The 15,163-nt window shown below is 61.2% G+C and carries 12 protein-coding genes and 1 tRNA gene; 8 read left to right on the top strand and 5 right to left on the bottom strand.

The features are described from left to right. The 5 genes from O7A61_RS27015 to phaC form a co-directional block, all read right to left on the bottom strand. The coding region (locus O7A61_RS27015; protein WP_337132391.1) for a hypothetical protein at positions 1-3,501 on the bottom strand (3,501 nt) is incomplete at its 3' end. Positions 3,502-3,568: 67 nt separating this feature from the next. Further along, positions 3,569-4,735 (bottom strand): hypothetical protein, encoded by a 1,167-nt coding sequence (locus O7A61_RS27010; RefSeq protein ID WP_337132390.1) that lies wholly within the window; start codon positions 4,733-4,735, stop codon positions 3,569-3,571. Between the two features lie 175 nt (positions 4,736-4,910). Next, positions 4,911-4,985 (bottom strand) — tRNA-Glu (locus O7A61_RS27005). Between the two features lie 372 nt (positions 4,986-5,357). Then, on the bottom strand, positions 5,358-6,605 hold the full coding sequence (locus tag O7A61_RS27000; RefSeq protein ID WP_337132389.1) for a YcbK family protein: 1,248 nt from the start codon (positions 6,603-6,605) through the stop codon (positions 5,358-5,360). A gap of 215 nt (positions 6,606-6,820) precedes the next feature. Beyond that, positions 6,821-8,656 carry a class I poly(R)-hydroxyalkanoic acid synthase gene (gene phaC, locus O7A61_RS26995; protein WP_337132388.1) on the bottom strand — a complete coding sequence of 612 codons (1,836 nt, stop codon included), beginning with the start codon at positions 8,654-8,656 and terminating at the stop codon, positions 6,821-6,823. A 98-nt stretch (positions 8,657-8,754) separates the two neighbouring features. Here phaC and O7A61_RS26990 point away from each other — a divergent pair, with 98 nt between their 5' ends. The 8 genes from O7A61_RS26990 to O7A61_RS26955 all read left to right on the top strand — a co-directional run. Next, complete coding sequence (locus tag O7A61_RS26990) at positions 8,755-9,147, top strand: hypothetical protein (protein WP_140508781.1); 393 nt, start codon at positions 8,755-8,757, stop codon at positions 9,145-9,147. A gap of 44 nt (positions 9,148-9,191) precedes the next feature. Further along, the gene (locus O7A61_RS26985) at positions 9,192-10,409 is read left to right on the top strand and encodes an LL-diaminopimelate aminotransferase (protein ID WP_015317568.1); all 1,218 of its coding nucleotides are present in this window, start codon (positions 9,192-9,194) and stop codon (positions 10,407-10,409) included. A gap of 37 nt (positions 10,410-10,446) precedes the next feature. Next, positions 10,447-11,760, top strand: coding sequence for a homoserine dehydrogenase (locus O7A61_RS26980; RefSeq protein WP_140508785.1), 1,314 nt, complete (start codon positions 10,447-10,449; stop codon positions 11,758-11,760). Positions 11,761-11,886: 126 nt separating this feature from the next. Further along, positions 11,887-12,246 carry a DUF883 family protein gene (locus O7A61_RS26975; protein WP_140508787.1) on the top strand — a complete coding sequence of 120 codons (360 nt, stop codon included), beginning with the start codon at positions 11,887-11,889 and terminating at the stop codon, positions 12,244-12,246. Positions 12,247-12,320: 74 nt separating this feature from the next. Continuing rightward, complete coding sequence (locus O7A61_RS26970; protein WP_084637105.1) at positions 12,321-12,488, top strand: Thivi_2564 family membrane protein; 168 nt, start codon at positions 12,321-12,323, stop codon at positions 12,486-12,488. Between the two features lie 202 nt (positions 12,489-12,690). Then, positions 12,691-13,674, top strand: coding sequence for a class II fructose-bisphosphatase (gene glpX, locus O7A61_RS26965; protein ID WP_337107211.1), 984 nt, complete (start codon positions 12,691-12,693; stop codon positions 13,672-13,674). A 72-nt stretch (positions 13,675-13,746) separates the two neighbouring features. Continuing rightward, positions 13,747-13,971 (top strand): DUF6434 domain-containing protein, encoded by a 225-nt coding sequence (locus O7A61_RS26960; RefSeq protein WP_337107210.1) that lies wholly within the window; start codon positions 13,747-13,749, stop codon positions 13,969-13,971. A gap of 107 nt (positions 13,972-14,078) precedes the next feature. Then, positions 14,079-15,163, top strand: a 1,085-nt coding sequence (locus O7A61_RS26955) for a single-stranded-DNA-specific exonuclease RecJ (protein WP_337132392.1), incomplete at its 3' end; no start/stop codon positions are given.

Below are 15,163 nucleotides of genomic sequence, written 5' to 3'. Positions count from 1 at the left end.
CGCAGCGGCGTCAGACGGGCATTCTTGTGGATGTTCATTCGGACCCTCCGATCTGTACTGAAGCCTGGTAACTCCAGTCTCCTCGGTCCGGTCCGAATGGACAACCTCCCGAAAGCTCACATCTAGGTAGCCGGTATGCCCCCTCGACGCGAGGTAGTTGATGGCCATGGTGATGGCTGCGGCCGTTGTGGGCGATCCCGTTGCAAGACCGTTCGTAAAGATCGTGCGAGTGCTGGCGGGCTGACCCGTGTAAACCCAGTTCTCCAAATGATCGTTCTTCACGAGCGCAGAAAGGACCTCTGCGGTGCGATCTGGATAGTCTGGCGAGAGCTTGACTAGCCTTTCCATCACATTAAAGGACTCATTTGGCGCAAAACCTGCCTCCGACATGGAAAGCAATTGGCCCATAAGCCATTCTGCGGGTATGGCCTCACGAAAGAAAAATGACCCAATCGCCCCTACCTCTTTGCGGAAATAATCTGGCGTTGCGGATGCTTTGGCCTCCTCGAGTCGACGATTCCAATAGGAAAATGCGCGCGCACGCGCATCCTCGGCGATCCGGTCGCGCGGGAGTTCTAGCATGATCCCGAGGAACCAAATCGCGTGCTGGCGTGAACGAACTGGCGCCGTGTCCCAGAACCGGCGAAACACCTCGTCGGGAAGCGCGGCATTCAAATAGAGAATGACCAGATACTCGGCGAGACGGGTGTCGACATCCTGTCGGTCGCGTCCTGATGAATCTACGGTGAGACGTTGGATTTCCGTCACATAGCAGTTGCACATCGCCGGTGCGAGATCCACGGTCGGACCATTGTCAGCACAAAGATGGGCGAGCCAACCGGCATCGCGGAGCGACAGGTCGTCGTCTGGAAATAGGGTAGGGATGTGCTGCACAAGCCAAGATTCGGCGAAGTAGTGAAGCCAGTTTAGGTAGCGACCTAGAATCGCGCGAGGGATACGTCCATCCGCTGAGCGATCGGTCAGTTCAGCCTCGAAGACTTGCCGAATGGCGGGAAGCCTAACGAGAGCCTCGCGTGGCGATTTGCCGACTTCGCCTTCATCGTCCTTGCTAAGCCAGAACACGAGAAGAACGCTAAGCTCGATCGCTGCTCCGCGCCAAGTCGATTGAGCACCAAAGTGCGGAAAGATACGGTAGCTCTCTTCGAAATTCTCTGTGTCCGGTTGCCGAGGCGCGGCGCGATACAATTGGATGATGAGCACTTCCAAGAGCCCGGCGTGCGCGAACGGAATCCCTTCGGCCCCCCTACGCAGACCGGAAGCGAGTAGTTTGATCGCCGCCTTTTGGGCCCATGACCAATCAGGGTCGTCGCCTTCGATGCTACTGGATCGCTGGCGGGAGGGCAGCGCGACGGCTTGAATGAGAGCCAGCGTGCTCTTCCAATCCAAATCATTGTTATTGATCGAAGCGTTGGTAAACCCCTCGAGGAGATGACGCACGTAGATAGATGGAAGCTGCACAAAAAGCTCCGCACCGGCCGAATACAAACCCGCATTGCCCTCCGCCGCTTTGCGCAGTTGCTCCGCGATCGCGGTCACCGTTTCGCGCTTCTCACCGCTTGTCGGTTGCCAAGCGTGCAGAAAACTTACGATCTCATTGAGGGGATGGGTGTAGAAATCGGGCGCGGTGAGGGGGACTTTCTCAGGCTCGTAAATGCGCTGCCGCCAAGCGTCAGGATCGCCGAGTTTTTCTATACGTTCCCGTCGGTCGGAGGGCAAAACCTCTCGCCAATGCCACAATAGATCGCGCACGATGGATTCATCGTAGTTTTGTTGTTCTTCTTGTGTAGGGGGCCTGTTTTGATGTTGCTCAAAGCGTTGGTTGAAGCGATCGCGATGTTTTTCTGGCATAGAATCGACATAGGCCAATATTTCTTGTTGAATCGCGGCAGGTAAAGATGGAAACCAAGCGCGCGCAAGCTCGCCATATTCAATCCGACACCATGTTTCCTCAATGAGATCGCGGTCGGTGAGAAGGGCTTGGGCCACCTCCCGTGCTCCGGCCGGATTAAGTGAGAGTACATGCAGGGCGATGCGGGCGAATAGCCTTGAGGAATGACTGCGGATGCGCATTACGGCATCGTGTGTGCAGGTGGGGTCGGCTTCAATTGTGAGCTTCGATGCTCGAACAATTTCGCCAATAAGTCCGTCAATCACGTCGTGCTTGGGTCCGTGTTCTGATATCTCACCGGAGGTATGATAAGAATAATCGTGGGGCGGATTGTCCTTCACCTTGCCGCTGAAGTGCAACGCCTGATCCAAAAGGTCAGCAAGCAACGCCACTGCGTCGACCTTGCAAACGGGGGCGATCGCTTTGACCGCGCTTGGCAAGTAATGCTCGTACATATGGCGAGGGAAAAGCGTAGCGAGCCCGTCGTCCTCGGAATAGACCTTGAAAACGGCCCGTGCCACCCGGATCGCTGCGGAACCTTCCCCGCCCTGCGCGAGGCGGGTAATTAGGTCGTGGGGTGCCTGCGCCACGACGAAATGGGCGTCGGACGTCAACCATCCTTCTGCAAGTCCCACCAAAGGGGCAGCGTCGCCCGGCGGCAACGCCGCCAAAATTTCGATGCCCATTTGCTGGACGTCGGGATGCGAAGATGCAGCTACCTTGCGAAGGGTATCGGCGACGAGTGCGCGCGTTTCGGGGTCAACGGATTTTGCCATGCGCAGCAAATAACGAGCTGCCGGCCATTGGCCCAGAAATGAGCCGTCGTCGCCAGCCTGATCTGCCTGCGACAGCGGTGCGGCAAGCAGATTTCGCTTTGCCAGTTGCGGTAGCCAGTCCGGTGTTTGGAGTTTGTCAAAGAAATGCGAGAGGAGGGGCAGCGCTCCCGGAATTTCCTTTGAGAAGCTAGTGACCGCCGCGCCGCGATCTGGCATCGCGACCAGCTGGTCGATCCTTTGCATAAACGCGGCATACTTTCCTTGAAGGGCGATCATAAGGCCGCGGATGACGGTATCAAATGGCGCCTGCCATGTGGTGCGGAATGCATCATTAACGACAAACGACTGGTCAAGCGCGCGGCCGCCATGGGCCTGGCTATGAGCCTGCGAGATCGATTTCCAGGCGTGTGCGATGTCGCCACTCGGGGCGAGGTCGAGGCGGGTTACGATCTTGTCAATCTGTTGTTTGTGACTCAAACGCGGGCCCAATTGACTGCTGGCGCGCTGAATCTCGTCTTCGTTGTATCCGAGCGCTTGCAACTGGACTTTAGCCTTCCCAATCCTTTCGATGTCATCCGGCGACGGGGTGACCGATACTTCCATCGGAACTTCGAGCGTTTGCCGTAAGATCGATTCCAGTTCACGCAACGCGTGGGCAGCGATGGGGCTTGAGACGCGCAGCGGAAAAGCCCCAGCGGCCAAGCGGCAAAAATCAACGTAACGGTCCGCGATACGTTTGCCGAGCAGTCGGTGGATCAGCACTGTTGTGTTTTGCTGTTCGGGCGAAAGATCGAACGTCTTGATCGGCTCTTCCATCAGAGTCACGTCCTGATCCAATCGGGTTCTGCGGCCTCGGTGAGTATGTGATCTCGCGCCGGATGCCTTAAGAATTATGCTCCCCGTGCTCGCCTGAACTAGCGCTACAATCAAAACACGAATCGTACCACTTCGGCCCGGGTATCAGCTGCTCGACGGGAGACAAATCAAAGGCGATGCCGGTGCCGAGGCGCGCAAAGTTGGATGCCCGAATGCCGGTCCAAAAGAGAGCCAGATTCCTGTCAGCGGTGCAAAGCTGAACCAGCTCGCCTGGGAAAAATCCGAACACATAAATTAGCATCTCAAGAGAGCGTAAATCGGCTAGCGCGTTGTAAGCGTCCTCCTCGCAATAGCCCTCCTTGAATTTCAAAAGCTTCTTCGCCGGGCTACCGCTATTAGGAATAGCGACCGAGCTTAAAGCCGCGAGCACGACCAGCGAACTGCGAGAAACGCCACATGCGTCGGCGCCGGCTATCACTTCGTTCCAACGCTCCTGCATGTTCCTCCTGCTGACCGGTGACGTAAGCCCAGGAGCCACGCGCAATAGGAAACGCTGCTTTCGTTCGAAGCCAGAGCGGGACTCTTCAATAAGGCCCAGCGCACCCTGCAGACTCCCAGGGCCGACTACCAACTTGGCGGCCGGAAGTGCCGCCTGCAGTTTTGTCACAGCCTCATCGAGCTGGGAACGTAAAAGCTCCGGCGACGGAATGCGTCTGGCGTTGGCTTCCATGGCGAAGAGCAGCGGATTGATCCGTACAGGCCGGTCGGCGAAAAGGTCAAGGAAGTCCGGCTCGGCACCGACATTCTTGCCGCCATCAAAGCGCCCGATGATCTCAGAAACGACGTTACGATCCACCAAGACCGTCGTGCCAAGGCGGGTCGCGGCTAGCCCGGATGGCAGCCAGCCGCCTTTGACGAGACCAATCGCGCGTGATGTGAAAACGCTCTGAAGCGTGGCTTTCACGGTGTGTTTCTTGCTGTTGTCTAAGCCCTCAATGTCCGTGTCGATCACCGTGGCGTTTTCCCACGTCAGCGGGATAGTGAGCTTCTCGTGGAGCCTTGCCTCAGCTAGGTCAGAATACCCGAGAGGCTGAACGTTTGCACCGGAGAAGGCGATTGTTCTACCCGGGGTACCATCGTCCTGAGCCATCTCGCGGTACAGGACTGTCGACGCGTCGTCCGCGTCGTTCTCATTTGGAAGGCTCGGATTCGAAGTTACTAAAGCGCCGCCCATGCTTCATCTCCGCGAACTGAACGCCAGGTGGAGCGGAGGATTGGCCGCTGGGAAAGCCAAAAAATCGACAGACTGGCGCGTCCATCGTTCTGTCCCTTATTACCCGGTTTTTTACCCACCGGGGGCTACTTAACACTCTTAGAAAACCCAAGGTCTTATATTTACTAGGTAAAACTGGTACGCCCAAGGGGAATCGAACCCCTGTTACCGCCGTGAAAGGGCGGTGTCCTAACCGCTAGACGATGGGCGCGCTCAGACGAAGCGGCTTATACTGGCGTTGCGCGTAACCGGCAACCCGTTAGGTGCCGCCTTGGACAACTTTTTTCCAGCCCGCCAAATCAGCGATTTCGCGAGGGGTCGGCAGGGCTTGGCGATCAGCGGTGACATTAGTCGCTTCGTCATCCACGGGCGGAGCAAGGAGCGTGGCGACGCGGCGCGGATCCGAGGATCCATGGCGCGACTTCAACGCGTTGCCGCGGTGCAGAATTCTGCTCCCGCTGCGATCTTTGCCAGGGTCACGGCATGGATTTCGGTCTTCGCGACGGAGCTTCGCTCCCGCTTAGCCCAAGGGTGACGACGAACGACTCCGGCCTGCTGACAGGTTCCGGTCCGTCAATCACTGTTAGCCGTCGTCACCGCCGCTGCGCCGGCGGCAGCGCCAGTTCCAGTCGCGCTCGGGGCCGACATCGACATGGACCGATTCGGTGTGGCAGTAGGTGCCGACGCCGCCGCGGCCGGGCATGCTCCTGATGTAGCTCGCAAGCTCCCATTTGGAGACGCCGGGCACCTGGATGTCCGCGGCGGCGCAATACATGTGCAACGAATTCTTGGCGCCGTTGGCACGGCGGTTGCGGGCCGGGTCGCGATAGCCCGAGGTCACCATCATCTTGCGGCCGTAGTGGCCTTCGATCGTCTTCAGCACGCGCACCAGCGATGGCTTCAGGCAGGCGACGTCGACGCTCTCATTCTGCTTCAGCAGTCCGTTGGGCGCCAGGCGCGCCATGCCGGCCGCAGACGCAACCTGATAGCTGCCGCCCGAGCCTTCGTCCTCATTGAGGTCGACGTCGCTTTCGTCGTCGAGGCCGGATTTGCGTTTGATCTCGAAAAGGGCTGTCTGGCGCACGCCAGGCAGGGCATCGCTACCCGTAATGTGACCGGCATCGTCCCCGGTCGAAGCCAACTGTATCGGCTTTGCCGTGGAATCGGCCGAGGCCAGTGTGATGATCGGCTTTGCTGCCGCCGGGGCAGGCTTGGCCTGCGCGGCAGGCTGTTCGCCCGATCGTGTGTTGACCAGCGGAGCGGGTGTTGCCGAAGCGGGGGTGGCGCCAAACATCGAGGCCAGGAAGCCTTTTTTCTTCGGCGCCTCGGCTTGCGGCGCCTCGCCAGCGGTCACATAAACCGGATTGTTCATTACCGGTGCCGCGGCCGGCTTCGGCGCCGTCGCGGCAGCATCGGCGGCGGCGATCTTCTGGGCGATAGCGTCGGTCTGCTGCGCCGTCTGTACCTGCTGCTGCAAGGACTGCGGCGTCTGACCCGCGATCGTTTCCGTGCCTGCCGGTATGGTGAGCGGGAAAGTGGCCCCAGGCTTGGCCATCGGTAGGTAGGCAACCTTTTCGGGGAGTGCCGTGTCGCTTTCGCTCATCACGGTCGTCTGCTCCGTCGCTACCTGCGACGACGAATCGGCGGCGAGGGGCTTGCCCGTGGAGGCGGCGTGGATGTCGGATGCGGAAGCATTGTAGCCGGGCATTCCGACCGACATTGCCGGATCGCCAGCCGACGTGCAGGAGGCCAGAAGCATCGAGCAGAACGCTGCCACAATGACGCGGCGTTCTCCCTTTGCGAGGCTCCATCCTGCTGATTTCAAAGTCAAATTCCCCCTCGATATCCGGTCGGTGTATCCTTGGCGCTGACTGGTATGTCCGCGTTAGGGTGCCCCTTGTCTCCGATCCGGAAACGAGACCTGTGTCAAATCAGCAAGCCTGTAAGTATTTTTGCAGCGATTGCCGAATTGCGGCTGCTTAATGGTTGACGACACCATTTCGCCCGCTTTTGCGGGGGCGTCAACTCACCAGACATTACAGTCCGTTACACACGTACCTTGACATAGGTGCCGGGAGCATCGCCCAAGGTTTTCATATGCTTGCCGGGTTTGCGGGCAGCTACGCGGGTGTTGTCCTTGGCCTCTATCCAACTTTGCCAGTGCGGCCACCAGGACCCGGGATGGTCGGTTGCCCTTTCTACCCACTGGTCGAAGTCGCCTTTCGGCGGGCCGCCGGTCCAGTACTGATATTTGTTGGATGCGGGCGGATTGACGACGCCCGCGATATGCCCCGATCCCGCCATCACGTACTCGACCGGGCCGCCGAAATATTTCGAGCCGAGGAAGACGGACAGCGCCGGCGCGATGTGATCTTCCCGCGAGGCGAGATTGTAGACCGGGATGGTGACATCGCCGAGCGAGACCGTGCGGCCCGCAAGTTCCATCGTGCCGCGAGAGAGGTTGTTCTCGAGATAGCAGTTGCGCAGGTAGAACGAGTGGTTGGCCGCTGCCATGCGGGTCGAATCAGCGTTCCAGTAGAGCAGGTCGAAGGGCAGAGGATCCTTGCCGCGCATGTAGTTGTTGACGACATAGGGCCAGATCAGGTCGCCCGAGCGCAGCATGTTGAAGGCGGTGGCCATCTTTGTGCCGTCGAGGTAGCCCTTTTCGTTCATCGCCTTTTCCACCGCCGCGACCTGTTCCTCGTCGACGAACACTTTCAGGTCGCCGGCATGGGTGAAGTCGACCTGTGTGGTGAAGAAGGTCGCCGACTTGATGCGGTCGTCGCCTTCTCCAGCCATCAGCGCCAGTGCCGCCGCCAGCAGCGTGCCTCCGACGCAGTAACCTATGGCGTTGACGTCGCGCTCGCCGGTCGCCTTCTCGATCGTGTCGAGGCCGTATTGCAGCCCTTCCCGGATGTAGGCTTCCCAGTTTTTGGCGCCGTGGCGTTCGTCCGGATTGATCCACGAGATGACGAAAACGGTGTGGCCTTGCTCGATGGCCCAGCGGATGAAGGATTTCTGCGGGTTGAGGTCGAGGATGTAGAACTTGTTGATCCAGGGTGGGCAGATCAGCAGCGGGCGTTTCAACACTGTCTCGGTTGCCGGATCATACTGGATAATCTCGGCGACGTCGCTGCGGCCGACCACCTTGCCGGGCGTCGTGGCGATGTTCTTGCCGATCTCGAAGGGCGAATAATCGGCCTGGCGCAATTTCAGGTCGCCCTTGCCGGCGGCGATGTCCTCGGCCAGCATCTTCATGCCGCGCACCAGGTTTTCGCCGTTGGAGGCGACGGTTTCGCGAAACAATTCCGGATTGGTCAGGATGAAATTGGATGGCGAGATAGCGTTGGATACCTGCTTGACGTAGAAGCTCGCCTTATGGCGGGTATGCTCGTCCAGGCCTTCGGCGTGCTCGACCAGTTCGGACGCCCAGCGCGAGGTGACGAGATAGGCCTGCTTGAGGAAATCGAAGAAGGCGTTGCGGCCCCATTCCGGATCCTGGAAGCGCTTGTCGCCGCGCTCCGGCTTGACGGCATCGTCGGCACCCTCGGCGTTCGGGCTGACGCGCTGGATGGCGTTCGCCCAAACCGTCATGTAGCCCGCGAACAGCCGCGTCTGCGCTTCGAGCGCACGCTGCGGATCGGCAAGCCAGTATTCGCTGAGCTTCGAGAAGGTCTTGACCATGTCGACGACCGGCTCGGCGACGTGGTCGCGCACCTCACCCTTTTCGCGCGGTTCGGCCCAGGCGGACGCCGCCTTGCCGGCCTGCTCGATCATCCGCGCCATGTTCAGCGCAAAGCGTTCCGGGTCCTTCACCAGATATTGCTCGACCGTCGAAGGTCCGCCATCTTCCGCTTTGCCCGAATCGGGTGTTTTGGACATGGTTCGCGGGGTTCCTCCGGAAGCGTTTTCTTGACATATTAACATGGGACATCCGACAGGGTCCAATCTCGCTCTACCCCGGCTGCCAAGGAAACAATATGACGATTAAGTTTGGCGAGACTGTTTTTTTCGGTGCCGGCCACTTTTGCCGCATCGGCGCGACAATCATGCTCCTGGGCGTTGCCGGATGCTCGAGCACAAATACCGGCGGTCCGGTGCCGATGGCCACCGACGCGGGTCCGAAGGACACCGGTACCTTTCCGAACCTGAACATCCCGCCGCAAGTGGCGGCGAAACAATTCACCGAGACCGAGAAGAACGCCAAGCTCGCCCAACTGAAGGCCGACGAGAACGGGCAAGGCGCCAAGAGCGGCGGCGCGGCCGTCACCAACCAGGCGGCGCTGACCGATCTCGCCAAGAAACACGGCCCGCAGACGCTGAAGCAGATCGAAGGCAAATGCGACCCCGCCCTCGACCCTACCTGCAAATGAGTATATAGCGCGCGCCCAACGCTCCCTTGCTGTCTGGAACTGCCATGGAAGAATTTCACAAGGTCCGCCGGCTTCCGCCTTACGTGTTCGAGCAGGTCAACCGGCTCAAGGCCAGCGCCCGTTCGCGCGGTGCCGATATCGTCGACCTCGGCATGGGCAATCCGGACCTGCCGACGCCCAAGGCCATCGTCGACAAATTGTGCGAGGTGGTGCGCGATCCGCGGACGCACCGCTATTCCTCATCGCGCGGCATTCCCGGCCTGCGCCGCGCCCAGGCAAACTACTATGCCCGCCGCTTCGGCGTGAAGCTCAACCCCGACACCCAGGTGGTCGCCACGCTTGGGTCGAAGGAAGGTTTCGCCAACATGGCGCAGGCGATCACCGCGCCGGGCGACGTGATCCTGTGCCCCAACCCGACCTATCCGATCCACGCTTTCGGCTTCATCATGTCGGGCGGCGTCATCCGCTCGCTGCAGGTCGAGCCCGATGATGGCTTCATTCCCGCGCTCGAGCGCGGCGTCCGCCATTCGATCCCGAAGCCGCTGGCGCTGATCCTCAACTATCCGTCGAACCCGACGGCGCTGGTCGCCTCGCTCGATTTCTACAAGGACGTGGTGGCCTTCGCCAAGAAGAACGACATCATCATCCTGTCCGACCTTGCCTATTCCGAAATCTACTTCGACGGCAATCCGCCACCCTCGGTACTGCAGGTGCCGGGCGCCATCGATGTCTGCGTCGAGTTCACCTCGATGTCGAAAACCTTTTCCATGCCCGGCTGGCGCATGGGCTTCGCCGTGGGCAATGAACGGCTGATCTCGGCGCTGACCCGGGTCAAATCCTATCTCGATTACGGTGCCTTCACGCCGATCCAGGTGGCGGCCGCGCACGCGCTCAATGGCGACGGCGCCGACATCGCCGAAGTGCGTGACATCTATCACAAGCGCCGCGACGTGATGGTCGATGCGTTCGGCCGCGCCGGATGGACCATTCCGGCACCGGCGGCCTCGATGTTCGCCTGGGCGCCGATCCCGGAGCCGTTCCGGCATCTGGGATCCCTCGAATTCTCCAAGCTGCTGATCGAGCATGCCGACGTTGCGGTGGCGCCCGGTGTCGGCTTCGGCGAGCATGGCGACGATTTCGTGCGTGTGGCGCTGGTCGAGAACGAGCACCGGATCCGCCAGGCGGCGCGCAACATCAAGCGCTTCCTGTCTGCCAGCGCCAAGCAGCCCAACAATGTGGTGCCGCTTTCCGCCCACCGTTAAATACAAATTCGATCTGATTTGAGGGGCGCCGCCTTCCATGGCTGAAGCACTGCGTGTTGGAATTGCCGGACTTGGCACGGTCGGTGCATCGGTGGCGCGCGTGTTGCGCGACAAGGCGGCGGAGCTGACCCGCCAATGCGGGCGCGATATCATCGTGTCGGCGGTTTCGGCACGCGACCGGAAACGCGACCGTGGCACCGATCTGAGCTCCGCGAACTGGTTCGACGATCCGGTGAAGATGGCACAGACCGCCGAGATCGACGTTTTCGTCGAGCTGATCGGCGGCGATGAGGGGCCGGCGCGTGCCTCTGTGAAGGCGGCGCTCGAAGCCGGCCGCCATGTCGTCACCGCCAACAAAGCGCTGCTTGCCAAGCATGGCGTGGCGCTTGCCGAAATCGCCGAGAAGAAGGGCGTGCTGCTCAACTACGAGGCCGCGGTGGCAGGTGGCATTCCCGTCATCAAGACGATGCGCGAAGCGATGGCCGGCAACTCGGTCAGCCGTGTGTTCGGCATTCTCAACGGCACCTGCAACTATATCCTGACGCGCATGGAGGCCGAGGGCGTCTCCTTCGACGTCGTGCTGAAGGACGCGCAACGGCTGGGTTATGCCGAAGCCGATCCGACCTTCGACATCGAGGGCCATGACACCGCGCACAAGCTGTCGATCCTGACCAGCCTTGCTTTCGGCACCAGGATTGCCGCCAACGACATCTACATGGAAGGCATTTCCAACATCACCCAGGCCGACATCCGTGCGGCAGGCGATCTTGGCTACCGGATCAAGCTGCTCGGCGTCGCCCAGCGTACCGAAAGCGGCATCGAGCAGCGCGTGCATCCGACCATGGTGCCGACGGCTTCCGTCATCGCGCAGGTGCATGGCGTCACCAATGCGGTGGCGATCGAGACCGACATTTTGGGCGAATTGCTGCTCTCCGGTCCCGGCGCCGGCGGCAACGCCACCGCCTCGGCGGTCATCGGCGACGTCGCCGACATCGCCAAGAGCCGGCCAGGCTTTCAGCATGGTCCTGTCTTCGGCCTGCCGGCGAAGGAGCTGAAACCGTATAAGAAGGCGCAGATGCGCAGCCACGCCGGCGGTTACTTCATCCGGCTGACGGTGCATGACCGCATCGGCGTGTTCGCAGCAATCGCCAAGCGCATGGCCGACAATGATATTTCGCTGGAATCGATCGTCCAGCACGCGGTCAGCGGCGAGGCGGCGGCGCAGAAGACGGTGATCCTCGTCACCCACGAGACCACCGAGGCCGCCGTGCGCAAGGCCGTTGACGGCATCACCAAAGACGGCCATCTGACCGACAAGCCGCAGGTCATCCGCATCGAGCGAGCAGGGTAGCAGCGGCCTCGTCGTCGCGGGCACAACCACCGGCGGCGCATTTCCGTTCTGTGAGGATCCCGCTGCCGCCCGGAACGAATTGGCGTCGGCACCGTTCTCTTGGTCAGCAACCAAGGGAGCCGCTTCATGGCTGATACCAACAAATCCGGCCCTCCTGACATCGAGGACATCCAGAAGACGCTGGAAAAGCAGATCGCCGACCTGCGCAAGGAGATCACCAAGATCAACAAGAGCATTTCGGCGCGCAGCGCGGAAATGCTCGATGACGCCAGCGAACAGGCATCGGATTTCTACGATACAGCCGCTTCCCGCGCCTCGCGGACAGCGCAGCAGTTGCGCAGCCAGGCTCAGTCCGTTTCAGAAGCCGCGCGCGAAAATCCGGGCACCACGACCGCAGTGGTTGGGGTGATCGGCTTACTTGGCTTCCTGGCCGGCCTCGCGATCGGCCAGTCGATGAACGACACGCCGCGCCGCTGGTACCATTAGCCGCAAGGGCGGCCAGCTTGCCGGCCGCACCATCTCGCTACGTTTTTCAACACGGCCGTCTCGGGGAGGGTATCATGGCGTCGTCCATGCTGATCGGCATTCTCATTACATTCCTGGTCATTATCCTGGTTCTGTATCTCGTCCAGCGACTGCCGCTCGACGCCAGGATGAGACAGATCGTGCAGATCATCGTCATCATCATCGGCATTGTTTCGCTGCTCAAATACCTCGCGGTTTTCTAGGCTGCGAGGAACGGGAATTTCCCGTTTCGTATTGGCCCGGGTCGTCTCGAACCGGGTCGGCATTGTTTCAGGAATGCGGTTCAATCGATTGATATTGCTGTCCTTTCGATAAAGCTGCCGGCAGGTCTTGCCGTTGTCATGCTCGTTTGACAAAACAGGCGCGCCTCCGGCGGGAGGCGGCATCAAACGAGGATTTGCCGAAATGAATGTGGCCCAGAACATCGTCGCCGGCCTTGACCGGATACTCACCATGGAACTGGTGCGCGTCACCGAACGGGCCGCCGTCGCGGCCGCCCGGCTGCGCGGCCGCGGCGACGAAAAGGCCGCCGACCAGGTCGCCGTCGACGCCATGCGCGAGGAACTCAACCGCCTCGCCATCAAGGGCACGGTGGTGATCGGCGAGGGCGAGCGAGACGAGGCGCCGATGCTCTATATCGGCGAGGAGGTCGGGACCGGCAAAGGTCCGGCGGTCGATATCGCGCTCGATCCGCTCGAAGGCACGACAATCTGCGCCAAGAACCTGCCGAACGCGCTTGCCGTGATCGCGATCGCCGAGAAGGGCAGCCTGCTGTTCGCGCCCGACGTCTACATGGACAAGATCGCGGTCGGTCCGGGTTACGCCGAAGGCGTCATCGACATCGATGCCACGCCGGCCGAGAACATCGCCAGCCTCGCCCGGGCGAAGGGCGTCTCTGTGTCCGATATCACGGCCTGCATCCTCGACCGGCCGCGCCACGCCAAGCTGATCGACGCCGTGCGTGCCACCGGCGCCGCGATCCGGCTGATCGGCGACGGCGACGTCGCCGGCGTCATCCACACCACCGACCCGGAAGAAACCGGAATCGACATCTATCTCGGCACCGGAGGCGCACCGGAAGGCGTTCTGGCCGCGGCCGCCCTGCGCTGCACCGGCGGCCAGATGCTAGGCCGGCTGATCCTCGATACGCCCGAGAAGGTCGCCCGCGCGGCCAATATGGGGATTGCCGATCCGAAGCGAGTTTATCGGGCCGAGGACATGGCGCGCGGCGATGTGCTGTTCGCAGCCACCGGCGTCACCGACGGCAACATGCTGGCCGGCGTCAAGTTCGGCCGAACCTACATCACCACGCATACAATCGTGCTGCGCTCCTCGTCGCGTACCGTGCGGGAGATCAAGGCCCGGCACCAGGATCTGGACAAGTTCTAGACCTGCTTGCGAAGCCGCGCCGCAGTTGCTAGCCATTGGCTGCATCTGAACCTGGCCGCGCAAGGACTAACGATGAAGGCGTTCGACTGTCACGCGGATCCGATTTCGCGTGCCACTCCTGTCACGAAATCCTACCGCAACCCCCAGAACGTGCGCCGCTTTCTTACCCGCGAATGCGGCGACACGTTCAGGTTCGATCGACCCCTCATGGCATGGCTCAAGGACGGTCGGGAAAAGACGATGGGAGATGCAGCCGACGAGTGGGTCCGGCGCCAGGCTGAAAAGCGGAAAGCGTAGTTTTTCTTGAATTCTTCTGCGACGCCTGCATGTCGTTATCCCAAAACCGCTGCACACTTTTGGGCGACATGCATTATCCTGCCGCCAACCATGAGTTGGCAAAGCGCATGATGGGCGACAGGCGCCTCTTCCTCGATGTCAGGCAGTCGGCGACCGGTCTCTCCTGGGAGCACCGGCTGACCGAACGGCAGGACATGATCGCGCTTGCCATCGCGCAGGGTCATGGCGTGCCCGACATCGTCGCGCGCGTTCTTGCCGGACGCGGCGTTGCCGTCGATGAGACCGAGCGGTTTCTCGACCCGACGATCCGCGCTCTGTTGCCGAATCCGGCCTCGCTGACTGACATGGACAAGGCCGCCATCCGCATCGCCGCCGCCGTCGTTGCCCGGGAGAAAATAGCGATCTTCGGCGATTACGACGTCGATGGCGCGGCCTCGTCGGCCTTGCTGAAGCGGTTTCTCACGCATTTCTCGGTGCCGTCGGAAATCTATATCCCGGATCGTATTTTCGAGGGCTACGGTCCCAATCCCGACGCCATGCGCGAACTGGTCTCGCGCGGCGCGACGCTGATCGTCACCGTCGATTGCGGCACCAACAGCGCCGCCTCCGTCGAGGCCGCCAAGGAGGCGGGCGCCGATGTGGTGGTGCTGGACCACCACCAGGTTGGCGGCGCGCTGCCGGCGGCGCATGCCGTCGTCAATCCAAACCGCGACGACGACCTTTCCGGACAGGGTCATCTCTGTGCCGCTGGCGTGGTCTTTCTCGCTCTGGTGCAAACCGCGAAGGTGCTGCGCGCGATGACCGACGCCACGCCGCCGGATCTGCTTTCGCTGCTCGATCTCGTCGCGCTTGCCACCGTCTGCGACGTGGTGCCGCTCACGGGCGTCAATCGCGCCTTCGTCGTCAAGGGCCTGCAAGTGGCGCGGCAGCAGAAGAATGAAGGGATGGCTGCCCTTGCGCGGGTGTCACGCATCGGCGAGCCGATCAGCACCTTCCATCTCGCCTATCTGATCGGCCCGCGCATCAATGCGGGCGGGCGCATCGGCGATGCGGCGCTCGGCAGCCGGCTGCTTGCAACGGACGATCCGGTCGAGGCGCAGACCCTCGCCGAGACGCTCGACCGGCTGAACCAGGAACGGCAGCTGATGGAGCAGGAGATGCTCGCCGCTGCGCGCGCCGAGGCCGATGCCGA

It is taken from the genome of Mesorhizobium sp. Cs1321R2N1 (assembly GCF_037179725.1).
Lineage (GTDB): Bacteria > Pseudomonadota > Alphaproteobacteria > Rhizobiales > Rhizobiaceae > Mesorhizobium > Mesorhizobium salmacidum.
This window is presented reverse-complemented; position numbering and strand designations above follow the sequence as displayed.

Excerpts from the sequence above, each read along its gene's own strand:
- O7A61_RS27010 (WP_337132390.1), bottom strand. The coding sequence starts at position 4,735 with ATGGGCGGCGCTTTAGTAACTTCGAATCCGAGCCTTCCAAATGAGAAC.
- phaC (WP_337132388.1), bottom strand. The coding sequence starts at position 8,656 with ATGTCCAAAACACCCGATTCGGGCAAAGCGGAAGATGGCGGACCTTCG.
- O7A61_RS26990 (WP_140508781.1), top strand. The coding sequence starts at position 8,755 with ATGACGATTAAGTTTGGCGAGACTGTTTTTTTCGGTGCCGGCCACTTT.
- O7A61_RS26985 (WP_015317568.1), top strand. The coding sequence starts at position 9,192 with ATGGAAGAATTTCACAAGGTCCGCCGGCTTCCGCCTTACGTGTTCGAG.
- O7A61_RS26980 (WP_140508785.1), top strand. The coding sequence starts at position 10,447 with ATGGCTGAAGCACTGCGTGTTGGAATTGCCGGACTTGGCACGGTCGGT.
- O7A61_RS26975 (WP_140508787.1), top strand. The coding sequence starts at position 11,887 with ATGGCTGATACCAACAAATCCGGCCCTCCTGACATCGAGGACATCCAG.
- O7A61_RS26970 (WP_084637105.1), top strand. The coding sequence starts at position 12,321 with ATGGCGTCGTCCATGCTGATCGGCATTCTCATTACATTCCTGGTCATT.
- glpX (WP_337107211.1), top strand. The coding sequence starts at position 12,691 with ATGAATGTGGCCCAGAACATCGTCGCCGGCCTTGACCGGATACTCACC.
- O7A61_RS26960 (WP_337107210.1), top strand. The coding sequence starts at position 13,747 with ATGAAGGCGTTCGACTGTCACGCGGATCCGATTTCGCGTGCCACTCCT.